The organism is Epilithonimonas zeae, assembly GCF_900141765.1.
In the GTDB taxonomy this organism is placed as follows: Bacteria; Bacteroidota; Bacteroidia; order Flavobacteriales; family Weeksellaceae; genus Epilithonimonas; species Epilithonimonas zeae.
Map to the genome: position 1 here is coordinate 1,539,081 of NZ_FSRK01000001.1, position 23,100 is coordinate 1,562,180.

A 23,100-nucleotide genomic window follows, 5' to 3' on the forward strand; every position below is an offset into this window, starting at 1 on the left:
AATTTTTACGATTGGTTATATTGACAATGACAAATAGGTTTTCAGATGGTACAGATCTTCATTGCTATTGATCTTTAAATGGAACAACAGCTGGATGGGTTCTTTTACGCCTATACTTTCAATGCTTTCGAAACTGCCTATCATAGCATGGACAGGGTCATTGTCTATTTTTTTCGACACGTTGATTATCAGGAAAATGCCCTTCCTTATCTGTTTCGCATAAATCGCAGATCCTGCTGGAAACATATCGCCTTTGCTGACGATCTTGGTAAAATCTTTTTTTACGGCATCGAGTAGTTTTTCGCATTCCATCTTATTGATTTTAAAATCCTTACAGGGTGAACCTGTAGGGCTATAATCAAAGTTAGAATTTCGAATTTCGATACTTTATGACTTCCGTCATATTGAAAAAATTTGAATGTAAAATCTAAATGCAATTTTTCTAGTAAAGGATCTTTCTATTCCTGATCTTGACGATGTTGTTCATTTCCATTGTTTTGACGGTTCGGATAGTGGTCTCTACACAGAGCCCCGTCAAGTTCGCCATTTCCTGACGTGTAAACGGAACCTGAAAAGAAAAAGGTTCTTTGTCCTTGTGGATACTTTTCAGATAATCCAGCAACGCCTTGATCTTGGCCATGGGATTGTGCGTGCAGATGATCTGTCCCATGACATGTTTAAAATGAAGGAAACTGGAGATGCGCTTATTGATTTCCATGCTTATCTCAGGATTGGTCAGCAAAAGATCAATGAAGGCGGATCGAGGCAGTTTTAAAACCTTAGACGAAGTGAGCGCAATGGCATTTACCGGGTAGGTGCCATCAAGGAAAAGTGAGGATTCTCCTACGCTTTGTCCATTTTCAAGGATATTGTGGAGCACTTCTTTTCCCTCAGCATTGTAATTGTTAAGTTTTACTTTACCTTCTATGATCTGGAAGTAGAATTTTGGAACGTCGTTTTCCAAAAAAATGGGTTCGGCAGAGTCGTAATTTTGTGTAAATGCGCCGACCGACTCAAGAATACATTGTTTGATAACCATAACACCTTAATTTTAATTCTCAAATGACCTAACATTAGGATCAAATGAAACAAATTACTAAATTGATATAATTATTTTCATCTCGAAGTGTGTCTAGCATCAATCAAAGTTTATACCAAAACGTAACAAAAACAGCTTAAAATTACATATAATGCATTAATAAATAATAATATTTGAATATTTAGTGTTTATTTACACCAAATACAATTAATTTTATAAATATTTTTTTGATGATGTATTTATAACTTTTGCGCCACTTCACAAGCATTTCAAATACATAGAATCCGCAACAAGAATAAAAAAAGGTTTCATTCTATAGATGAAACCTTGTTATTAACTTTTAAAAACTTCGCTATCTGGCAGAATCTCTTCTTGAAGGAGATGAGTTTGAAGTACTGTCCGACATCCTCCCGGAAGTTGCGCCAGATGCGGAAGATGCCACACTGTCTATCTGCGGTGCGGGATTTGGAATCGCCGTTGTGGTATCGGTTGGCAAAGAATCACTGCTCGTGGAGCTGGTCTGCGAAGAATCATTTTTTGAACAATTCATAATAGTTAATGCACTAAATGCTAAAAGAAACTTTTTCATAATGATTTATTTTGTTAAATTCAAAGTTATTGACTCGATCAGCAAACTATTATGACCGCAGTCATAATACCACGAATTATTTGCCTGAAATGGGATATATTGTTCAACAATCACTGTTTAGACAATTCAAAATTGAAGGAGCTTTTCGTCAAAAAAATAATAATGATTCGATAAAAGCAATGCCCTATTAATTAAAAAACATAAATTGCATCTATCTAATCGGACTGTAATGCTAATCTCAGAAGAATTGCTTTTAAGCTACGGCGCGGAATATGAGAATTTCGACCGTGGCGATATTATATTTGACGAAGGACAAACACCAAAAAATTATTATCAGGTGGTAAAAGGCAGGATAAAGCTGAACCATTATAACGATGATGGCAAGGAGTTGATTCTGGCTATTTTGGAGCGAGGCCTCAGCGTTTGCGAGCTTTTACTTTTTATTGACAAAAAATATCCCGTGAATGCAGTCGTTATAGAAGCAGGAACAGTCTTAACGCTTCCAAAGGCTGCCTTTTCTATAATGCTGGATGAAAATCCCGGTGTTTCCAAAGACATCAATATATTTCTTTCGGAACGGCTGTATTATAAATATCTGATGGTTGAGAATAATGCGTCCCTATACGCAGACGTGCGGATCAAAGGTGTGTTGGATTATCACAAAAGTTTCAGCAAGGACCACAGTCCCTTCTCTTTTAAAGTACCATTGACAAGACAACAGATTGCTGCTATGACAGGACTGCGGGTCGAAACGGTTATTCGGACAATAAAAAACCTTGAAAAGAAAGACGTATTGAAAATCAGAGACCGGCGCATCTATTATTGATCAGTCTAGAACGAAATTTCATAATGCCGGTCATGTTTTCCTATAAGATCGCGATATAAAAACTGTTGTATAATTAAGATATGGATCAAATCCTTAAATACAAATAATCTAAGGTCGCTAAATACCAAATATGACGTGCGTCATAAATCTTTCTCTAATGTCCACCGTAAATTTGTATCCATATTTAAAAAGGACCAAATATTTCAAAGGTCCGATGCTTCGATAGAATTAATCACATTCCATAGAAGTTAAAAAAATTTATCTATGGTTATCGATCAGTGTATATTGGAATCAAGAGGCGCAGTTATAGTAGAGTATGGTATTAACGATCTTATCTTTCTCGAAGGCGATATTTTAAAATATTATTACCAGATTATTGAGGGAAAGGTCAAGCTCAATAATTACACCGACGACGGCAAGGAAATACTTCAGAACAATATTGATGAAGGTATGAGTTTCGGAGAATACCTCTTATTTTTGGAAAATGCACGCAGTCCCGTGAATGCAGTAGCGTTGACCAGCTGCAAAATTTCGAAGTTGCCGAAAGCCTCTTTCCTAGGCCTTATTGAGGAATTCCCGAATCTGGGTTTGGATATCAACCACAGCATATCCGAACATATACATTTCAGAAATATTATTGGCAAAAGCGCAGCGCAGCGCTCTTCCCATAAACTGATAGCGTTGCTGGACCACCTTAAAAGCAAGCAACCCAACACGGAACCCTTTTCATTTATGGTTCCACTTACCAGGCAGGAGATGGCCAATCTTACAGGTTTGTGCGTGGAAACGACGATTAAAATGATCAAAAAAATGGAGAAGGAAAATCTATTGAAAATCGTTAACCGGAAGATCTATTACTGAACATTAATAAAGTTACGGATCGAACTTTCCGTTCCGATAAGAATATACTATTTAGATGCTTCTATCATCAATCAACAGTTAGATCTAGCCTGATCTTTGAAGAAATCTTTCATATCACATTTTTTAAATTGGAAATCATATTAAGTAAGAAAATACTTCATTTACGACTTTATTATTTGATATCGTTATGTATTCTTTTTTGAAGGGTCGATAATCATTCTCAGCGGCTGATCTTTGGTGGTATAAGAATTCAGCCAGTTCAAAAATGTGGTGATCTTGTTTCTGACATTCATCAGGGACATCAAATGGATAAAGACCCAGGCCAGCCAGGCAATAAAGCCGTTGAAATGTTTTATTGGTCCATTCAGGTCTGCCACTGCCCTATTTCTTCTGATAATTGCCATAGATCCTTTATCATTGTAAATAAATGATTTCAATTTCTGATCTTTTTTTTCTGATATGATATTGGATGCAAGAAGCTTGGCCTGCTGGATCGCTACCTGCGCCAGCTGCGGATGCCCCTTTGGAAATGCCGGATCGCTGGTCATAATGCTCGTATCGCCAATTGCGTATATATTATTATAGCCTACCACTTTATTGGTTCCATCTGTTACCAGCCGTTTCCCTTGTCCATAGGAATTCTCTGGAAGACCCGGGAAAACTTCAGCTGTTACGCCTGCGGTCCAGATCAGATTTGAAGTTTCTATCGTCGTGCCGTCTGCAAGTTGTACAATGTCATCTGTATAATCTTTAACCACCTGACCCAATTTTATGATCACTCCGATTGCTTTTAAGGAATCTGTTGCGTATCTCTGCGATTCCTTGCTCATAGGGGCTAAAATGGTTGGAAGACCGTCGATGAGGTAGATCTCGAATAATTCATTTTTTAATTCAGGATAATCTTTGAACAGGATATTTTTTCGAAGTTCGCTCAGCATTCCTGCTACTTCAACACCAGTAGGCCCGCCACCGGCCACTACGAATGTCGTCAGCTTTTTCTTCTCTTCCGTACTGGATGCACGTGATGCCTTTTCCAACTTTTCCAGAAGTATATTTTTAAGATTTATGGCGTCTGAAATAGTTTTCATAGGAAGTGCGTTCTTTCTTATATTTTCATTTCCGAAATAATTTGTGACCGTTCCAGTCGCCAATATTAATTTGGAATATGAAAGTTCCCCATTATTCAAGATGATCTTGTTTTCGTTTGGTCTTATTTCTTTGAGCTCTCCCATCCTGAATGTAAAATTGGAATGACCCCTGAAATGTTTTCTGAACGGATAGCTGATATTTGAGACGTCCAAAAAGCCTGTAGCTACCTGATACAGCAATGGAGGGAAAAAGTTGTAGTTGTTTTTGTCTACCAATATGACATGTTGTTTCTGATTAGATCTAATTAAACGTTCCACCAGTTCGACACCGGCAAATCCTCCTCCTATTATGATAATATTATTGCCACTTTCCATTTGAAAATTATTTTAAGTTTCTAAAATTAATGAACCATAATTAAGCCAAATAAACACCATTATTTAGATTATCACATGTGTTAAAATATACTGTATCAATTGTTTAAAAATTTTAAAAATTTGTAAAGGTGGGCATCAAAATTGTTATTTCACTTTCTAAATAAATCAGTTTTACAATGGAAAATTCAAAAACAATTTCAGTTTTAAATGACCTTCTCCATATTATCAATGACCGTTTGCAAGGTTTTGAAAAGGTCGAAGGTAAAGTTTGGGAAAAGAGTCATAAGCTACAGGATCAATATGAGCATTTTACCAGTCAGTGCAAAGTGATGAAAAACGAGATCATCAATCTGATCACTGAACGAGGAGGCAATGCGAATGATTCAGCTTCGTTCTCCGGTAGTCTGCACAGAGCTTGGATCGATCTCAAAAATTCTTTTATTGTAGCCCATTTGGAAGAGTCAACTTTACAAAATGTCCTCTTTGGGGAAAATGCTGCGATACAGGCTTATCAGGAAGCTTTGGACAGTGATGATCTGGACAGTGAAAGTTCTGCGATCGTTTCCGAGCAACTCAAAAAGATCAAAGATTCCTGCCATGAGTTCAAAGGAATTGCAGACAATTTCAAAGCATGATCATCATTATCATATATTGTTTATAGAAAGACCGTCATTACAACGGTCTTTTCTTATTAGTCATATCCAGGGATCCAAAACCACCTTCACACAGCCGTCTTCTTTTTTGTGAAAAATTTCGTAGCCCTTGGCGACTTCATCTAAACTGAGCCTATGTGTGATGATGTCATCTAATGTAACCTGTCCTGTTTCTACATATTTTAAAAGCTTGTTTATTATCGCATGAACAGGAGACTGTCCAGCTTTCATAGTGATTCCCTTGTCAAATATCTGTCCCAATCTGAAATTATCGTAGTTGACAGGATACACACCTAAGACCGATACAAATCCGCCTCTTCGAACGCCGCTCATGCAAGCCTCCAAGACCTTTATAGAGCCTTTTTCAAAGTTCAATACCGCTTTTGCTTTATCTAATAAATTTCTTTCCGGTTCAAAACCAACCGCATCTATGCAAAGATCGGCTCCTCTGCCATCCGTCAGATTTCTGATTTCTTCAACGGTCTGTTGTGCACTTTCCCACAAAATAGTTTCGCAGCCAGTTAATTTTTTGATCTGGTCAAGCCTGTATTGCAGCGTATCGATTACGATAACTTTTTTGGCATTGTGAAGGATGGCACTTTTTACGGACATCGAGCCCACAGGACCGGCACCGAAGATTGCAACGGTTTCGCCTCCTTTCAGATCTCCCCACATCACGCCTGTGTAGCCCGTAGGGAAAATATCTGTCAGGAAAAGCACTTGTTCATCAGTCAAATTTTCCGGAACTTTTCTGGGCCCGAAGTTAGCATAAGGAACCCGGACATATTGCGCCTGCCCGCCGCTGTAACCACCATAAAGGTCAGTATAGCCGAACATCCCGCCTCCCTTTTCGGTCAGGATCCCTCCCTCCGGACCGTAATGGTCGGTGTTGCTGTTCTCACAAGCGCTAGGAAGATCATGTTCGCAGAAATAACAGCCGCCACATGCAATAGGAAACGGGACTACCACCCGATCTCCAACCTGAATATGTGTGATGTTTTTGCCGACATCTTCAACAATGCCCATAAATTCGTGACCCATAACCATAGGTTTCAGCTGCGGCATCCCTCCGGAATACATATGGAGATCACTGCCGCAAATGGCTGTGGAAGTCACTTTTAAAATAATATCATTTTGATCCTCGATCTTTGGATCTTCAACCGTGTCACAGGTAATTTTACCTGGTGCGTGAAAAACTGCTGCTTTCATAACTTATAATATTTTGAGGTGATTTGATTTAAGCTGGATTATTTCTTTCTGTTTCCAATTCCCAAACTCTGTGATTTGCAATAGCTGTTATGAAAGCCTCATCAGATTTTTTGTTTTCTGAACTGATGATGGCTGGATCTTCATGTTTTTTATTGGCTATATTACTAGCCTTTAAAACACCATCCGTCTCTTTTCCAAAATAGATCGCCTTACAATGTTTATAAGCCTCATTAACGAAATGGATTGTTCCGGGTTTGTTATCTTCATTCAGTAAATTATCCGAAGATCTTTTACCACTGCACAGATACAGGGCATCAAAGCAAACACTGGATATACTTGTAAGAGAGTGTTTTGGAATAAAATTAGATCTGTCATCTGCTGTAACTGTTGAGAGGCTTCCGGCGATAATCTGGACTACTGCACCTTGTTTTTCAAGTTTAGCTTTTAAAGAATTGACATCGGCAGCATTCACGCCGTCTTCCATAATAAAACCAATTACCCGGCTTTCGATAGAATCTTTAACCGTATTTTTCATACTCAAAGCATCAGAACTTTTTGTTAAAGGTTCTTTTTCCGGACTCTGAAGTGTTTTCGGATCTGCATCTGCAGGAATACTGCCATTGGGTTGTTTTAGTTTGGTAACATCCACACCAATTTTTTTAGCCACCAAAGCCGCTAGATCTTTATTGATGAATGCCAATTGCCCGACTACTCTTTCACGGATCGCAGGAATTGTTACTTTTGACAATTCAAATATTAAAGCATTCTGAAGATGTTTCTTTTCTGGGCCGGACTGGCTGTTGTAAAATAACTTTGCCTGAGAATAGTGATCTACGAAACTCTGGCTTCTCGCACGAACTTTTTTGCCATCTACCCTTTCTTCCTGTGAGGCAAAACCGCCGTCTTTCACCATCGCTTGGAAAGGACAGCCACCACCCATAGAATTGGGCTCGTAACTCACTTTTCCTTTGACAATTTGCTGGCGCATGTGGCCATCACGCTGGTTATTATGAACAGTATTGATAGACCTGTTGATCGGAATTTCGTGGAAGTTAGGCGATCCTAATCTTGATAACTGCGTATCGGTATAAGAGAATAATCTGCCTTGTAATAAAGGATCATTACTAAAATCTATTCCCGGAACCAAATGTCCCGGATGGAAAGCGATCTGTTCTGTTTCCGCAAAGAAATTATCAGGATTTCTGTTAAGTGTCAAAGTTCCTACTAATTCTACTGGAACTTCTTCTTCAGGAACTAGTTTTGTAGGATCCAATAAATCAAAATCATATTTATGCTCATCTTCCTCAGGAATAACCTGGACACCAAAATCCCATTCCGCAAAAGCACCATTCTCAATTGCCTCCCACAGATCTCTCCTGTGAAAATCCGGATCTTTACCAGAAATTTTCGTTGCCTCATCCCAAGCTACTGAGTGAACGCCCAATTTCGGTTTGAAATGGAATTTAACAAAATGTACTTTTCCTTCATCATTAATGAACTTAAAGGTATGGACACCGAAACCTTCCATCATTCTATAACTTCTTGGTATGGCTCGGTCACTCATAAGCCACATGATCATATGCATGCTTTCCGGCATCAGTGATATGAAATCCCAGAAGGTATCGTGTGCTGATGCTGCCTGTGGAATTTCATTGTCCGGTTCGGGTTTCACCGCGTGGATTAGATCTGGAAATTTGATGGCATCCTGAATAAAGAACACCGGCATATTATTGGCAACCAGGTCATAGTTGCCCTCTTCTGTATAGAACTTGACCGCAAATCCACGAACGTCCCTTGCCAGATCTGTACTTCCCCTGCTCCCTGCAACGGTCGAAAAACGAACGAAAACCGGTGTCTCTTTCCCTTCTTCCGATAAGAATTTTGCCTTTGTATACTTGGACAGGCTCTTCGTCAGTTTAAATGTACCGTGCGCGCCAGAACCTCTCGCGTGAACGATCCTTTCTGGAATTCTTTCGTGGTCGAAATGGGTGATCTTTTCGCGCAGTATGAAATCTTCCAGAAGACTTGGTCCTCTTTCTCCAGCCTTTAGAGAGTCTTGATTGTTATGGATCTTCAGACCTTGATTTGTGGTCAGCAGATTATCCGTGGTATCAGTGGTATGATCTTGAAGCTGTTCGAGCTTTGTGTTATCGTTGGCTCTAGAATTGTCGTTTTCCATAATAGTATTGAGGATTAATTAATTGGTGATCGAAATTGTGATATGGTGTTATCCAAATGTAAGGTGGAGTACCTTAAAGCATTTATGACGGGAATCATAAATGGTATTCTGTTTGCAATTTGCTGCAATTTTTCAAAAGAAAAATTTTAAAACACAAGGAAGAATTGCGATTATAGCATTGAAATAATGACAGAACATGTGGTAAAATATCATTTCAAAAGATCAATCGAATTCAATTTCAGTTCTTAAATCTAACGAAAATCATAGGAGCAGTTTCAGGTGTTGGAAATCCTGAAGGAAAAATATGAGACTGGTATTTCCCCAACATTTGGCATCATAGCGAACGTTGGGTTATCATAGATACTACATGGAAAGGGAAATTCATCCTGAAAGTCTTCTAGCACTTCACCCACTATTTAATGTCCATATTGAACGGGATTCTTTTGCAATTAAAGTGAGCTAATATCTATTCGTTCCTTATTTTAAAAGAAGCCTTATAAGCCTGATCCCTTAGCCGCTGAATTTTACCTACAGGTTGTAGTCCTTCGCTACTTTCAAAGGGATTGAATGACATTTTTTCTACGGATACATCATCTTTATCAATTAGTTGTGAGATCTGTATTCTTCCAATTGGTACAAAGTCGGAATTTTTCCAATTCTTGTTTAATTGATTCACAGGCTGATCCTTCAGGTTGTAGCAATACTGAACCATCAACTCCAATTCATAATTATAATCCAGAACGTAATCTTTTATGGCACAATCAATCCTGTTTTGATCACATTTCACAGGAACACCAATGGGAGCAAGCTTATATTTCACGATATGATTCCCTAATCTGTAAGCACCGATACTGTGATAATCAAAGGAAAGAATAAAATTGTTCCGTTTCCGAACTAGTTTTAAAGTCTCTCTCACAAATGATGGATTAAAGAGCCCTGGCAACAGAACGATCACATTTTTCAAAATTTTAATCGCCTGAGGAAATTTCCGCAGGAGGCTACGGGAGAAAAAATAGTTGACCGCAGTAAATAGTTTCAGGAAGCGTGAAATATGATTGATTGGAAACAAAGGAAAATTTACCAAAGGCAGGTTTAAGATGGTCTGTTCATCATTAGAGATTTTAACAGAAAACCCATAGGCCGGGATCGCTTTCTTTTGTGAAACCAGCTTCATATGAGCATTCGATATTCTTATGATGCAGTTAAGATCTTTTAAAGGGAATACAGATCTTTCTTCAAAGTTATCATAAGCAATATAACGCCCTTTGAGTGTCGAATAGGATGTTACATGTGCATCCCTCGTCTTATAGCTGACATTATTGATGTTTTTGGAATGAGCAACAAAATCTTCCACGGCAAAACAAGCTTTTTCAAGGAGATACAGTTCTTTGTCATTCAAATAGGATCGGATCGTAAAGCAGTTTTATTTTCATAAAAATTAAAAAGCTAAAACAGAGCCAATTTTAACTGTACCATTGGAAATTTGCACTCATACGCTATTGTCAGTAAAAAATCTTATGATCAACTATTTTCAACAACTTTTCCTTTTCCATTTTCTTGATAGTTGTAGAGACCTTCTGCATAGAGAGACCTGTCATACCTGCTATTTCCAGTTTGGTCAATGAGATAGAAAATGAATAGGGGGTACTGTCAGTATGTTTTCTCTTAAGATAATTCAGCAATAATCTCACTTTATCACAATTGTCATTTTCTAAGTATATATCTTTTGTCAGGAATTCTTGATGAATAGACTCCGACAATTTACGCAGAAAATATAAATTCATTTCGGGACGATCTTTTATTAAAGATATGAGATCGTGTTTTGGAAAACTTATGAGCATACAATCCGCAATCGCAATAGCAGTAAATGGATAAGGTTCATCAACGAAAAGCGTAAATTCGGCAATGCCTTGATTCTCCCACCTTATTTCTTGTATAAATTCCTTCGGTGTACCGTTCACATTAATAAGCTTTACAGCGCCTTGCAATATGATATAGTAGTATTGAGTTTCTTCACCGGATGAGAAGATAATATCTCCGGCAGAATAATTTCTCTTTTCAGCAGTAATGCCACTACTTAGCAATTCATCAATCATCATAATCTAATTTTAAGTGAAAAAATTATAGACATATCAATAAGCGTTGAATTTTAAGTTAATGACATACCTTTTACTTTTGATTCCGTTCAGCTGCAAACGTTAAAACCAATTTAACATTCCATTTTGGTCAATTGGATTACTAATACTTAACAGATACAGTCAATAATATATACGAGCTAATTAAGGATTTGGTTTTTTGTAAATAAAATCTAATTGATTTTGATTACTAATTTCGATATTTCATCGGTTACTGGTAACAAGACAAGCAAAGCCAACTAAAGATTTATTATTCCAAATCAGATTACATTTATTTTTTAAAGCTAAATTGAAAATAGATATAGACTAAAAGAAATTATTTGATAAAAATGAACTTTTTAACTCTTGTTTAATTTGGCTCAAACGAACCAAATCATCGATAAAAGTGTTTGAAGACACGCTCGTCTTGGTCACAAAACCGACATTTGAAGATTTTTCACTTCTTTGTCGGTTTTTTTTATTTCCTAATTCCTTCTTTATCAGAAAGATAGTATGTACAAAAGTATTGATTTTTGCGGTTTGAAAATTCTCTCCGTCAAAGGTTAACTTTTCAGGATATATCAAACCAATTATAGCTCTTTTGTCTACTGAATCTGCTTTTTTATATCTCTCAGAAATTTTCGTAACAGCCTTCAAAGCCGCGTCCAGCTTAAGTTCTACGTTATTATCCTTCTTGGTTTGCTTTATCGAATTGAGTTTGAATAAGAGTCGGTCAAGTTCATCCTTATTTTTTGTCTTCACTGCTCTAAAATCCTCTTCATCTAATTTATCTTCCAGATATAAATCTCTTGCTTTTGCTATCTTTTGTTCAATTCTGGTGACTTGCTCGGTCAGTATTTTTCGCTCATCATCAAGGCCGTCCGAAACACTTGAAAAATTTTTCATCATTATAGTTTTTAACAAACTTGCAAATGCTGGAATAAACTCAAATTTTGAAAGTTCTGCCTCAAATAGTTCATTAACTATTTCAGAGTTGTGACGGAAGCCACACGCTAAAGTACAATGGTAATAGTAATAATGCTTTGACCTTCCTTTAGCACTACTTGCAGTTAAATTTTTTCCACATTTTGGGCATAGCAGTAATCCGCGCAGAGGATACCTATCTTCATTGATCACCCTACCTCCCGGTAAAAAAATATCTTTATTGCTTTTCCTTCTGAGTATATGTTGAACTTTCATAAAAAGCTCTTCTGAGATTAAAGGCTCATGTTTGCCTTTAATAACTCTCTCTTCTTCATCACCATGGGCTTTTAGCACAATATTACCACAATAAACCACATTGCGAAGAGCCTCAAGAAAAGAATTACGTGTGAGTTTCCTACCCTCCCTTTTATTCATTAGCTCTCTAACTTTTGCACTTGGCAGATGTCCTTTCGCTACTTCCTTAAAGGCCCAGATGATGTTAGAGGCCTCAGGTTCTTTTACTGCCACATATTTTCTGCCATCTTCCGTGCACTTATTGATATATCCGTAAGGCGCAGTTCCCATCATTCTGCCTTCTTTAATGGCTCTGCGCATTCCATAAATAACATTCAATGCACGACGATCATTTTCTACTTCAGGAGTTGAAAGATATATAGCCAATAAAAGTTTATTTTCAGGAACTCTCAAGTCTAAAGGCTGCTCAATAGCCTGAGGAGAAATATTTAACTTAGTAAGTTTAGAGATCATCTGGTAAGCTTCGCTTGTATTACGGCTAAACCTATCCCATTTCGTAAACAAAAGAAGTCTAACTTCTTTAGCAGGCTTGCCTCTTCTGAAGCTAAACATATATTTCTGCCACTCTGGTCTGTCGAAAGTTTTTGCAGAATGATCCTCAAAAATTACCCGATCGATTTGAATATTTTGACTATTGCAATGTTTGCGAAGGCGCTCTTCCTGATCGCGCTGTGAATAACCTTTATCAGCTTGTTCATCCGTTGAAACTCGGATATATAAATCGGCGATTTGCATAAAGTTTTCATTAATATGTTAGAAGGTGACTAATATTGAGATCAATTTGATTATCAATATTATATTCACTAAAATACGAAATTAATTTTTAGCAGAGATGAGCTCTTTGAGGGTCATCTTTACTAGAGTATGGAGTAAAGCCAGCACATCTGAAATTTCTTTTTCAGACATATTGATGTTTGATCTTTTCAATATTTTATCGGCCTCACTTACCGACATTTCGTTAAACTTCATAAGCGGTTCGAGCTCGAATTCCTTCAAATCTCTAAGTTGAGAATCTTTTTGTTTTCTTTTGCTACGCATCGCCCCTGAATACTTATCGCGTTAACTTATAGATTAATTGATCATTTTGACTCAGTATATTTTTTACAATAACTGTTATTTTAATAATCAAATATTATCAGCTAAAATCGCAATAAATATGGTAGAATATGGCATCATAAATTGATCAAAGTCTATTTAACCACTAAATGGGTTACTTACGAATTTTGATTTGTAATAAAGGATTAAAATAGAATAAACTACAAGAGCAAATCTTATAGTTCTTATCATTTAAATGTCTAGCCAGTAAAACATTATATAAAACGAAAGCAGATATTTGGAAAAGCTTTCTGCTAAACATCTCCAGTCCAAAAAATACCCAATCAATCTTTATTCACCGGATAATAGCTAGAGCTTTGTAATCATACGATTGATTACTTCTGCATTACGCTTGTCTACATCGAACTCTTTTGACAAATCTTTCCATTGGTTTAATGCATATTTAGTCTGTTCAATAACATTATCGATTAGACTCTGTGGGAGTTTAGCTTCCTGACCTAACTTTGCCAAATGTTTTATGCTTACATTTCTGCCCTCTCCTAGGACCATTGTACTCTGCTCTCCACCAGGACCTGTCGAAAATGTTAAATCGTATGCAGGCGAAAGTTTCCAGTTGCCTGTTTCGTCCATTAAAAAACTGAAGTTTTTTGCATGGTCATCCCTATTGTGAGCCATAACATTGAAAACCGCCAGTCGATACATTTTTTCGACTTCACGAATATCTTTTGTCAGGGTCGCAGTCAAATTCAGTAAATCTTCGTAATCAAGCGAAGGTAACCTGAAATTGCTATGCAACAATCCGCTTACGGTATGCATATGTATTCTCCTATTACCGTCCCTGTCGAATCTCTTCACTGCGAAATAACCGCTCCCACCATTTTGAGAAGGAAATAAATGCACATCCGGCATTGCGATACCCGCTTCTGCAGCCATCAGTGCATAGACATATTCAATAGCTCCGGAATCCGGACCGTCCTGTGAATTGGAAAACTTAACCAACCAATGTTCAAAAGTTTCGTCTAAGTTCTGGGCTCCGTATAAAATATTTTTACGTTCGCTATCTACGCCAATAAGTGCTTTAGGCCTGGCACCTGCTGATGAACCATTTAAAGCTAACAGCTCAGTAATTACCTCTTCCGAACTTCCTTCCAGGACTTTTTCAGTTTGTACAGCCAGCACGTCCAGGTCAACTTTATCTTGCGGCACTTCAGGACTATTATCCGGCTCGTAGACTAATGCTCCCATTCCGTGCATACCTACGTGAGCAAGGCGGTCCAGTGACGAAACATCTGAAGGCATCAATCCAAAGGTTCTGATCATTCTGTCAAACAGCAATCTTCCCCAGCCATCCGGCAAGCTGTCGCTGAATACTCCTGCCAATCCGTCAAATGGATGCAGAGGCAATTCACTAACGCCCCTTTTCAGAGGCAGCCTGAAAGGAGATATTTCGATTCCTGCGTCAAAAAAATTGTCATCGTATTGGAAGTAGATGACACCATCACGTATTGCAAGACGTCCAACAGGCTGGACTGCCAAGCCAAAATCTAACCCCACTTTTATTTCTGCAACAGGCTTAATCATTTTCTTCTACCTCTTTTTTTAATTATACTATCATCTTGTTTTAAAACATCATCTATTGAATTGAAAGCTGGCTTATCTGGCTTAAGAGCATCTAGCAATTCTTCCAATCCTCCAACCACCATCAAGATCTTTAGAAAAGAGTCCAGAGAAATCAATCCTTTTTGCTCAAACTTCCTAAGGGTGGAAAGTGCTACACCTGAACGTTCAGCAAGACCTTCCTGAGTAAGCTCCATCAGAAGCCTACGGTCACGAACGTGAGTAGCAATCATCTTTTGCGTCTTAGACAATGACATAAGTAACATAACTGTATTATTTAAATATCTTTACAAGCAATAATTATCATTATTGTATTACAAATATATAAAATTATAAGCGATCCAATCAGTTAAGGTAAGATATATTATCTTTTTCTTTTCATTTCGATTTGTACATTAGTTTCATTTTGATATTTCATTCCAGACGTCAAACTTTTTTCAACAAAATCTGTTGTGAATATAGATCTGAATAAATATTTATTTTCATCTGCTCGCTCTTGTATAATATTAAATGCTTTATAAGTTTTCATTTGTTCATCTTTCTCCTGCTTATATTGCAGAATCAGCTGTATTTTGGTTTCTGAAAGTTGTTCTAATCCTTTATCCAGTTCAGCAATTTTCGCTTCTGTATCCTGTGTCTGTCTTTCGATTTCATTCACATTAACACCTTTCATTGCCAAATCTTCTATTGCTTGAGAGACCAATATCTTTGCCGCATCAATGGTTTTTTGATAATTGGGAATCTGACCTGACCAGTACTCCGCATTCTCTCCTTCTTCTTTAGCATAACCCTCAATTCTTTTATAGCTCTGCTGTGCTTTAACTACCTCCTGCTGAACCTTTAAGAAACCCTCGTATTTTCTCAATATAAAAGCAGAATCTGCCAAATGCTTATTTTTTTCACTTTCAATTCTTTTTTTCAACAACTCGATTTCGATATTAGCCCTAGTTTCCGGATTTGTAATGATCGAGGTCTTTAGTTCCTGCGTACTGATATCGGATATGTCCAGTACATCCGCTCCTTTCTTCATCGCTTCCAGGTATCTCGCCTGTTTCGATTGTAACTTTTGCAGCATAAATACATCAATACTGTCATTGGTGAGCATAAAGTTTATCCTGACGTTTTCGTGCTTATTTCCCTGCCGCCAGGCACGACCTTCCACCTGTCTCAATGTTGTAAAGTTGTATGGCAGTGAAAGAAGGTACAAATCTGTAGTATTCTCCTGGAGGTTCATTCCCTCCTGAATGGCTTCACTGCCGATAATGATTTTAATTTCCCCGGAATTAAAGTTGTTTTGAATGGATATCCTTTGAGCCTTGGATGTTGCACCAGTGATGATCCCAATTTCATTAGGATTGTAACCAATGTTTGTCACAAGGTATTCTTTGATCCTTGGAAATTCCGAAACAGCTAATTCGGAATAAATAATCTGCCCTGCTTCCGGGATGTCTTTTTTATTCTGCCTAATGAGGTTCATCGTCTCGTTCAGCTTCGGGGAGTTCTCAATAAATTCATCTAAGGATGGAAACTCCCCGTCGTAATAAGGCGACAAATACGGAGAAATAGCAATTAACCTTGCATTTAGAATATGGGTGAGAATTGCCCCTTTCTCTGTTTCGCTGAAGTTTTCCGTCAATACATCATATTGCTCGCGCGTCAGATCATTTTGCTCAATCTTGAACTCTTTGTTGATCTTATTAGGACGGATGAGTTGAGGATTATCCTCTTCGCCTTTGATGTCAATAAATTCTGATAATAGCTGCTGAAACAGAGAATTGTTCTTGAACCGACGAACATTGGCTTTGAACTTCACATCCCCTTTCGCATCAATTTCCATATCTGTATCCGCTTCCATAAAAGTCTCAAAGAATGTATTGACATTGAAATAGCCGGATTCTTCCAGCCGTTTATTGGCGATCAGGGACAATATGGAATAATATTCCAGCGGTTTGTTGGTGAATGGTGTTGCGGAAAGCAGGGTAACATTTCTACCGTCATATTTTTTCTGAATGTACTGCGCCGCCATCCAGGTATTGATTCCCAGCTTGGATGTCTGTTGATTCTGGCTTCTGAAATCTGAAGAAAATCTTCGGTCTTCAATTCTGACCTTACCCACAATATGATTGGCATTATGCACTTCGTCAAAGGTCATATGGTCAAAACCGAAATCTTCCCAGTCGTAGATTTTACCACGCTTCATTTTACCCTCCAACTCTTTGGTTTTTTCCAAATCTTTCTGGAAGTCCCTTTCACTGATGGAGTTCACGCTGCGCAGTTCGCTTTCGGAGATGTAAGAGAACTTTGCGGCCAGATCCTGGGTAATATTTTCAGAAAAACCAATGTTATTAAATCCTTCATAGGTAACAATGGTAATTTCTCCATCCTTGTTGTCGAATTTTGAAAGGTCATAATCTTTGCCCAAATTGCCCAGCACATTGACTTTAGCATCGGGAATGGTTTCAAAGATGGTTTCTACCCACTGCCTGAGGATACTGTCATTGGGAACGACAACCAGTGGCCTCTTGGAATTTCCCCGCTCCATTGCTTCGTGCATTGAGAGGATTCCGGATAAGGTTTTTCCGAAGCCGACCTCGTGCGCCAGCAAGCCGACACCTTTCGTCGTCAGTCTTCCGATTCCCGCTTTCTGAACCTCGGTTAATCTTAACTCCTGTCCTTTGAAATTTCTATAAATTTTAGAGAACAGCGGAAACCTGGAATAATCCGGAACATGGATATTGTTGTACTTTCTGTTAAAGTCGTTAACAAAACGTTCCCGGAGTTCAACCGATAATTCTTCTCGGATAAATTTTTGAAAAAGATCACTGGCAGCGGCCTTTCTCCTGTCACGAACCAAGGCATTTCTTTCTTTATCACTTCCCGTCACGGTCTCATTATCCACAAACTGTCGGACCTCCCAGGCTGAAGAACCCTGAAAGGCATCACTCGATAAAGTCCCCACAAAATCTTTGAATTTTTCAGCCAGGTTATAATCAACTAGAACGACTTCGCTTAGTTTTGTGTTATAGTTGTACCTTTCTTTTTCCACTTGCCCCAATGCGAACTTATGGACGAACTCGTGGTTAGGACTTATAAAAATTTCATCAAAAGTTTTTGGTTTGGGAAGCGCATTAAGAAGGAGATTCAGCTGCTTGTTATATTGTTCTTCAGTTCCCCCGACAGCAAATTTATCCTTAAAATCTATTTCGAGCTGTTCCAGCTTGGCATATATATTTCCCTCCGTATAATAAAAGTCGTGTACCCATCTTCCATCTATAAAATTGGCAAATTCGTAATGTTTCCCGTAGTTGTTCAAGGTGCCATTATAAGACGTATCCCGAAATGCTTCTATCTGCGGTTCTAAAATACCTGAACTATTCTGTAGCGAAGAGTTGACAATATCATCAGGTTTGGAGAACCGATATTTTAAAATTCCTTTTTTAAGCTCCGGTTTGACCAGAAGCCTGTACTCACTATTTTTACCTTTGTGAGTAAGGATAATCTTTTCTGCTTTTTCCAGAATTTCATCGATTCTGTCTTTTGAAAATTTCTTCGGTTTATCTGATATCTCGGCCTGAAGCTTTTTGTATTTATTAATTTCTTTAAGAACCGAAGGTGATTTGAATTTAATGGCCTTCAGCATTATGAGCACCGTTTCAATTTTTTCCCGTGCTTCCTTATAATTAACCGCATTACTTTCTTTCCCATCAATTTTATCCCTTTCGTTTTTAGCCAAAGCTTTCGGTTGTAACGATGACGTTTTATTTGTGGCCAATGATTCTTCAATTTCAAGAGACAAATCTTCAAAAAGATTTCCTATCCTTTCAGTTTCTTTCCTGTTTTTTAATTGTTCGATCTTATGCAGGGCTTCATCTAAATTGCCGTATACATATTTTTCCAAACGTCCGAAACGATTGGTTTTTTCCTTTATTTCACCAAGAATTTTCGTAGGATTGATCTCAAAATAGTTGGAGATGTCCGTTGAAATATTACGGCTGCTTTTTTCCAGAATGATGATATCGGTTCCGATTTTCGTCCCGGCAAAAGAGCCGACAGGCAAACGTAAAGCTTCAGCAAGCACAGCATTGTCAAGATTTTTCTGCCGGTTCAGCCAGCCGGACGGAAGGACCATCGCCAGGATTCCATCGTCTTTCAAAACATCCAGGCTACGCTTGACAAAATAATCTTCGTACTTTGATAATTTTGGTTCTTCTCCCAAACCTTTATAAAAACCACGATGCTCCCCGTAAGGCGGGTTTCCGATGACAAGGTCATATTTTTCAGAATAATTCTTTTTAATACCTTTATCGTCGATGAACTCAGTTTCAAAAGAGCGGAGATTGACCTCGACGTCAGGATATAATATGAATTAGTCAATACTTAATCTGACAGTTACAATCAAATTGAATAACTTTAAAACAGATTAAGTATTATGACAACACAACAAAAGATCATCAAAAACAAGTTAGGCGTACTTGAATTAGCACAACATTTAGGAAATGTATCTAAAGCCTGCAAGGTGATGGGGTATTCCCGAGACAGTTTCTATCGATTCAAAGAACTCTATGAGCAAGGAGGCGAATTGGCGTTACAGGAAATCTCCAGAAGAAAGCCGGTATTAAAGAATCGTGTAGATGAAGCCATAGAAAAGGCTGTTGTTGAGATAGCCATTGAGAACCCTGCTTTAGGACAGCTTAGAGTAAGTAATGAGCTTAAAAAGAAAGGCTTGATCGTGTCTCCAGGCGGAGTTAGAAGTATCTGGTTAAGACACGATCTACATACATTTAAACTAAGATTAAAAGCTCTGGAAGCAAAATCGGCTCAAGATGGTATAGTTCTTACCGAATCTCAGCTTTCAGCATTAGAGAAGGCTAAGGAGGAGAAAAAAGCTCATGGAGAAATTGAAACTCATCATCCTGGATATTTAGGAGCTCAGGACACTTATTATGTAGGCAATATAAAAGGAGTTGGACATATTTATCAGCAAACTTTTATTGACACGTATTCTAAAGTAGTATTTGCAAAGCTGTATGACCGTAAAAACGCCCTTATTGCTGCTGATATGCTTAATGATCAGGTGGTTCCTTTCTTTGAGCAGCAGGAACTTCGTTTACTCAGAATTTTGACAGACCGAGGAACTGAGTACTGTGGAATAAGAGAGCAGCATGAATACCAGCTCTATTTGGCCATTGAAGATATCGATCACACGAAGACCAAGGCTAAAAGTCCTCAGACCAATGGCATCTGTGAACGCTTTCACAGAACGATTCAGGAAGAATTTTATGCAATAGCTTTCAGAAAGAAAATTTACAGAAGCATTGAGGAACTGCAATTAGACCTGAACAGCTGGCTGTCATATTACAACAATGAAAGAACGCATACAGGAAAACATTGTTACGGTAAAACACCGATGCAGACGTTTTTGGATAGTAAACCTATGGCAAAAGAGAAATTACTGGAAACTCTTGCAGAGGAGCAAAAAATCCTTACTTTTGGAAGTAAGGACAATATTGGATAACTGACAATTATTTTTAAACCCTAACTGTCAGATAAAGTCGTGGCTATTACACATCATAACAGAAAAAAAACCTAACTATCTAGTTAGGTTTTTCTTTATTTATTTCCTGATAGTTAAGGTGAAATATTGTTAATGTTTCACCTCATCTCCTATCCAAATTCCAAATCGTTTGAAAAATTCATACTTAACCAACCACTCAGAAGTCCATTGCAGGGATTTAAAAAGTGGAATATGACCAAAATGGTCTTTAGGATGATACAAACACAGAGATGTATTACGATACATATGAATTTTAGGATGAAACTCTATTTTCGGATTTAAGATTTTAATACTTTCAAATCTGTTTCCACCAAAGAATGGAGAAAATATAGCTTGTATTTCATAAGATTGTTTGCATCCAATAGGCTGCAAGTGACCTTTACCTACAAGATGGTAGCTTTCCTTGTGTTTGACTATTTTCAGATTTATCCATTCAAAATAATTTTCTGCTAAAACTTTTTCAATACACAAAAATGTATAAGGTGTTTTTAATACAGATTTTAATCTAAATATCTCCAAAGTCTCTATGACGTTCATTTTGAATACCTTTCTCAGTGTTAATATTTCCATATCTATCAGTTAAAGCATTCCCACCTAAAATAATACCACTTGTTTTGATGAGTTTATCATCAGAAATTTTACTGAAAAGCCGAGTTTGTTTTATAAGCACATCTTTATAAATGGATTCTTTTGCTCCAAATAATAAATCATAAGTATCAGCACTTTTTGATAAGTCTTGTTTTAAGGTCTGCCAATGTATATAAAAATCTGCAATGAATTTTTTGAAATACTCGTATAATATAGGTTCTGTATCCCATTTTTCAGAAAAATCTTCTTCCAACATAATTGGATTTAAAACTTTTATTCTTTTTTGCCCATTTAATTGTAGAATGATTTTATTTATAATATTATCTATTGTTCCGTAAATGGTATCTTCTCCAGAATATAATTGAGCTGCTAAAGTTGTCAAAATTATACTTGACGTTCTATACTCGGGCATATTTTCAAAATAAATATCTCGTTGTCGTTTTATTAACTGTACTGCTCTTTGCAAAGGCTTTTTTGTATAAAAGCTTTCATTTGGTAAATCTTCTGTTTCTGCCTTCAACATTATACCTTCTGAAAATGCTTTTCTAAAATATCCTTCCAATACAGGAGCTATAACAGAATTTGCTCTTTCCAAAAACCATTCTGAATAGTCTTTGGGATTTGTAGGAGTCCAATTAGAGAGCTTTTTGTCAGGAACGTGGAGTTTGTTTGGATTAATAACTGTAATAATACATCCCGGTAAGATGTCCATGTGAAAATTTCCAGCATAATTTAACCTTGCACATCTATTTTTCTGTTCAAGCATTCGAGAATAATTATCATTCTCTTTAAGTCTCCGTATTAATTCTTTATAAATTTGTTGAGGAGAATAACTTGAATAGAGATGATTAAGATGTAAAACTATATCTAGATCAAAATCATCATTATTCAAGGGTCTAACTGTTGTGTATATTCGGACCGAACCATGAGCATATATATCAATATTTTTTCCTTTAAAAAATCCTTCGTCTTTATCAAGCCAGTCACTTACAGCTTTGTAAGACTGTTCCATCTTTTCTCTTCTTGTTGTATCTAATTCTAATTTCTGAGCAATTCTTGCAAGAATATCTTCTCGTTGCAATTGAAAATCATCATAAAAATTCTTCATCACTTTCTTATTTAAAATCTAATGTTCGTATTGTATGTTCTCCTATTTTCGTGTGTGAGTCATTGAAACACATTTTTCTAATTTCATCAGCAGTCACAAAAGCGTATTGATCAGTATATTTATTTTCATTATATAGTTTTCTTATTTCTTGTTCCTGTTCGGATGAAAGGTTAACTTTGAAAATATCATATAAAATCGTGTGGTACTTTTCATCATTAAATCTATTCTCTCTATTCATCATTTTTTCCTCAGTTCTCAAATAATCGACATCAATATGTTTGAATTTTTCATTGCTTAATATATTTGTTTCGATAAGTTCTTCCTGAAATTCTCTCCAAACACCAAATTCTCGATTTCGTCCTGATTTAAACCATTTGATAATCTCAGGAATATATTTCGCCTTTGTAAAAAATCTTAAATCTTTCGGATTATTTCTGTCAGCTTTTATTTCAGCTTCCCAATCTATTTTTATATTTTTATCAGTAAATACCCTATAAACACCTCCCACAGGTTGATACTGATTAACCTTGCTTCCTTTCACCAAGAGATATTTTTCATCGCCATCAAGTCGTATTTGTAATAAATAACTTAAAGAAACATATACTTTACTGTTAGGATAAAGCATTTTACACTTTATTGCTTGCCAACCATATGTACTGAATAACTGCCAAAATCCCCCTATACTAAATGTAACACCTCCCAAAGCAAATGTAGAAGCTAAGTCTTTGATAAAATCATTAGGATTATCAAGAATTACATATCTAAATAACAAAAAAACTGAACTAGCTATTAAAATAATTGTATATAATATTATGTTACTTCTTGTACTCATTCTATTTTTTATTTTTCTTCAGTTATTCTTTTAAAATTTCCCATACAGATTTCAACATCTGTGATTCGATCTGGCTTACATCTAAATTTATTTTTCATCACAATATTGTTGATTTTATTTTACAAAGATAAATAAAATCTAAATATATCAAGCAAAATATTTTTATATATTTA

The 23,100-nt window shown here is 36.9% G+C and carries 18 protein-coding genes and 1 pseudogene; 4 read left to right on the forward strand and 15 right to left on the reverse strand.

Features of this window, described 5'->3' with window-relative positions; all coding sequences use genetic code 11:
- Positions 1 to 15: 15 nt before the first annotated feature.
- The 3 genes from BUR19_RS07085 to BUR19_RS07095 all read right to left on the reverse strand — a co-directional run bounded on the left by BUR19_RS07085 (position 16) and on the right by BUR19_RS07095 (position 1,628).
- Complete coding sequence (locus BUR19_RS07085) at positions 16 to 312, reverse strand: hypothetical protein (RefSeq protein WP_074234254.1); 297 nt, start codon at positions 310 to 312, stop codon at positions 16 to 18.
- Positions 313 to 442: 130 nt separating this feature from the next.
- Complete coding sequence (locus tag BUR19_RS07090) at positions 443 to 1,039, reverse strand: Crp/Fnr family transcriptional regulator (RefSeq protein ID WP_083600673.1); 597 nt, start codon at positions 1,037 to 1,039, stop codon at positions 443 to 445.
- 352 nt (positions 1,040 to 1,391) lie between these two features.
- Complete coding sequence (locus tag BUR19_RS07095) at positions 1,392 to 1,628, reverse strand: hypothetical protein (protein WP_074234256.1); 237 nt, start codon at positions 1,626 to 1,628, stop codon at positions 1,392 to 1,394.
- Between the two features lie 229 nt (positions 1,629 to 1,857).
- On the opposite strand from BUR19_RS07095, the gene BUR19_RS07100 reads away from it, so the two are divergent.
- Positions 1,858 to 2,454, forward strand: coding sequence for a Crp/Fnr family transcriptional regulator (locus tag BUR19_RS07100; RefSeq protein ID WP_074234258.1), 597 nt, complete (start codon positions 1,858 to 1,860; stop codon positions 2,452 to 2,454).
- Positions 2,455 to 2,718: 264 nt separating this feature from the next.
- Positions 2,719 to 3,315 (forward strand): Crp/Fnr family transcriptional regulator, encoded by a 597-nt coding sequence (locus BUR19_RS07105; RefSeq protein WP_074234261.1) that lies wholly within the window; start codon positions 2,719 to 2,721, stop codon positions 3,313 to 3,315.
- A 185-nt stretch (positions 3,316 to 3,500) separates the two neighbouring features.
- Here the strand turns inward: BUR19_RS07105 and BUR19_RS07110 are convergent, their stop codons facing one another.
- Positions 3,501 to 4,778, reverse strand: a complete 1,278-nt coding sequence (locus tag BUR19_RS07110) for an NAD(P)/FAD-dependent oxidoreductase (RefSeq protein ID WP_074234262.1) — start codon at positions 4,776 to 4,778, stop codon at positions 3,501 to 3,503.
- A 176-nt stretch (positions 4,779 to 4,954) separates the two neighbouring features.
- Here BUR19_RS07110 and BUR19_RS07115 point away from each other — a divergent pair, with 176 nt between their 5' ends.
- Positions 4,955 to 5,413, forward strand: a complete 459-nt coding sequence (locus BUR19_RS07115) for a PA2169 family four-helix-bundle protein (protein WP_074234264.1) — start codon at positions 4,955 to 4,957, stop codon at positions 5,411 to 5,413.
- 60 nt (positions 5,414 to 5,473) lie between these two features.
- Here BUR19_RS07115 and BUR19_RS07120 read toward each other — a convergent pair whose 3' ends face one another.
- The 8 genes and pseudogenes from BUR19_RS07120 to BUR19_RS07160 form a co-directional block, all read right to left on the reverse strand.
- Positions 5,474 to 6,640 (reverse strand): zinc-dependent alcohol dehydrogenase, encoded by a 1,167-nt coding sequence (locus BUR19_RS07120; protein ID WP_074234266.1) that lies wholly within the window; start codon positions 6,638 to 6,640, stop codon positions 5,474 to 5,476.
- A gap of 28 nt (positions 6,641 to 6,668) precedes the next feature.
- Positions 6,669 to 8,819 carry a catalase gene (locus BUR19_RS07125; protein ID WP_074234268.1) on the reverse strand — a complete coding sequence of 717 codons (2,151 nt, stop codon included), beginning with the start codon at positions 8,817 to 8,819 and terminating at the stop codon, positions 6,669 to 6,671.
- Positions 8,820 to 9,285: 466 nt separating this feature from the next.
- The gene (locus BUR19_RS07130; RefSeq protein ID WP_083600675.1) at positions 9,286 to 10,218 is read right to left on the reverse strand and encodes a catalase family protein; all 933 of its coding nucleotides are present in this window, start codon (positions 10,216 to 10,218) and stop codon (positions 9,286 to 9,288) included.
- A gap of 103 nt (positions 10,219 to 10,321) precedes the next feature.
- Positions 10,322 to 10,918: a Crp/Fnr family transcriptional regulator gene (locus BUR19_RS07135; RefSeq protein ID WP_074234273.1), complete on the reverse strand. Its 597-nt coding sequence runs from the start codon at positions 10,916 to 10,918 to the stop codon at positions 10,322 to 10,324.
- 342 nt (positions 10,919 to 11,260) lie between these two features.
- On the reverse strand, positions 11,261 to 12,907 hold the full coding sequence (locus BUR19_RS07140; protein ID WP_074234275.1) for a recombinase family protein: 1,647 nt from the start codon (positions 12,905 to 12,907) through the stop codon (positions 11,261 to 11,263).
- Positions 12,908 to 13,576: 669 nt separating this feature from the next.
- The gene (locus tag BUR19_RS07150) at positions 13,577 to 14,809 is read right to left on the reverse strand and encodes a type II toxin-antitoxin system HipA family toxin (RefSeq protein ID WP_074234280.1); all 1,233 of its coding nucleotides are present in this window, start codon (positions 14,807 to 14,809) and stop codon (positions 13,577 to 13,579) included.
- On the reverse strand, positions 14,806 to 15,111 hold the full coding sequence (locus tag BUR19_RS07155) for a helix-turn-helix domain-containing protein (protein ID WP_074234282.1): 306 nt from the start codon (positions 15,109 to 15,111) through the stop codon (positions 14,806 to 14,808). Before BUR19_RS07155 ends, BUR19_RS07150 begins: the two co-directional genes overlap by 4 nt.
- Before the next feature lie 98 nt (positions 15,112 to 15,209).
- A pseudogene (locus BUR19_RS07160) lies at positions 15,210 to 19,208 on the reverse strand (Eco57I restriction-modification methylase domain-containing protein); the annotation flags it as partial.
- Between the two features lie 66 nt (positions 19,209 to 19,274).
- Here BUR19_RS07160 and BUR19_RS07165 point away from each other — a divergent pair.
- Positions 19,275 to 20,360 (forward strand): IS481 family transposase, encoded by a 1,086-nt coding sequence (locus BUR19_RS07165; protein ID WP_074234284.1) that lies wholly within the window; start codon positions 19,275 to 19,277, stop codon positions 20,358 to 20,360.
- 129 nt (positions 20,361 to 20,489) lie between these two features.
- Here the strand turns inward: BUR19_RS07165 and BUR19_RS07170 are convergent, their stop codons facing one another.
- From BUR19_RS07170 to BUR19_RS07180, 3 genes are read right to left on the reverse strand one after another with little or no spacing between them, the layout of a single operon-like run.
- Entirely contained in the window at positions 20,490 to 20,936 is a 447-nt protein-coding gene (locus tag BUR19_RS07170; RefSeq protein ID WP_139297280.1) for a hypothetical protein, read from the reverse strand.
- Positions 20,905 to 22,095, reverse strand: coding sequence for a nucleotidyltransferase domain-containing protein (locus BUR19_RS07175; protein WP_074234288.1), 1,191 nt, complete (start codon positions 22,093 to 22,095; stop codon positions 20,905 to 20,907). The genes BUR19_RS07170 and BUR19_RS07175 overlap by 32 nt, the downstream gene beginning before the upstream one ends.
- 7 nt (positions 22,096 to 22,102) lie before the next feature.
- Positions 22,103 to 22,927, reverse strand: a complete 825-nt coding sequence (locus tag BUR19_RS07180) for an SMODS-associated NUDIX domain-containing protein (protein ID WP_074234290.1) — start codon at positions 22,925 to 22,927, stop codon at positions 22,103 to 22,105.
- Positions 22,928 to 23,100: the final 173 nt, after the last annotated feature.

Bases quoted from the DNA above. Each gene is read 5' to 3' on its own strand.
- BUR19_RS07155 (WP_074234282.1), bottom strand. From the start codon at position 15,111: ATGTTACTTATGTCATTGTCTAAGACGCAAAAGATGATTGCTACTCAC.
- BUR19_RS07140 (WP_074234275.1), bottom strand. From the start codon at position 12,907: ATGCAAATCGCCGATTTATATATCCGAGTTTCAACGGATGAACAAGCT.
- BUR19_RS07095 (WP_074234256.1), bottom strand. From the start codon at position 1,628: ATGAAAAAGTTTCTTTTAGCATTTAGTGCATTAACTATTATGAATTGT.
- BUR19_RS07135 (WP_074234273.1), bottom strand. From the start codon at position 10,918: ATGATGATTGATGAATTGCTAAGTAGTGGCATTACTGCTGAAAAGAGA.
- BUR19_RS07100 (WP_074234258.1), top strand. From the start codon at position 1,858: ATGCTAATCTCAGAAGAATTGCTTTTAAGCTACGGCGCGGAATATGAG.
- BUR19_RS07170 (WP_139297280.1), bottom strand. From the start codon at position 20,936: ATGAACGTCATAGAGACTTTGGAGATATTTAGATTAAAATCTGTATTA.
- BUR19_RS07125 (WP_074234268.1), bottom strand. From the start codon at position 8,819: ATGGAAAACGACAATTCTAGAGCCAACGATAACACAAAGCTCGAACAG.
- BUR19_RS07150 (WP_074234280.1), bottom strand. From the start codon at position 14,809: ATGATTAAGCCTGTTGCAGAAATAAAAGTGGGGTTAGATTTTGGCTTG.
- BUR19_RS07120 (WP_074234266.1), bottom strand. From the start codon at position 6,640: ATGAAAGCAGCAGTTTTTCACGCACCAGGTAAAATTACCTGTGACACG.
- BUR19_RS07090 (WP_083600673.1), bottom strand. From the start codon at position 1,039: ATGGTTATCAAACAATGTATTCTTGAGTCGGTCGGCGCATTTACACAA.
- BUR19_RS07115 (WP_074234264.1), top strand. From the start codon at position 4,955: ATGGAAAATTCAAAAACAATTTCAGTTTTAAATGACCTTCTCCATATT.
- BUR19_RS07175 (WP_074234288.1), bottom strand. From the start codon at position 22,095: ATGAAGAATTTTTATGATGATTTTCAATTGCAACGAGAAGATATTCTT.
- BUR19_RS07180 (WP_074234290.1), bottom strand. From the start codon at position 22,927: ATGAGTACAAGAAGTAACATAATATTATATACAATTATTTTAATAGCT.
- BUR19_RS07085 (WP_074234254.1), bottom strand. From the start codon at position 312: ATGGAATGCGAAAAACTACTCGATGCCGTAAAAAAAGATTTTACCAAG.
- BUR19_RS07165 (WP_074234284.1), top strand. From the start codon at position 19,275: ATGACAACACAACAAAAGATCATCAAAAACAAGTTAGGCGTACTTGAA.
- BUR19_RS07110 (WP_074234262.1), bottom strand. From the start codon at position 4,778: ATGGAAAGTGGCAATAATATTATCATAATAGGAGGAGGATTTGCCGGT.
- BUR19_RS07105 (WP_074234261.1), top strand. From the start codon at position 2,719: ATGGTTATCGATCAGTGTATATTGGAATCAAGAGGCGCAGTTATAGTA.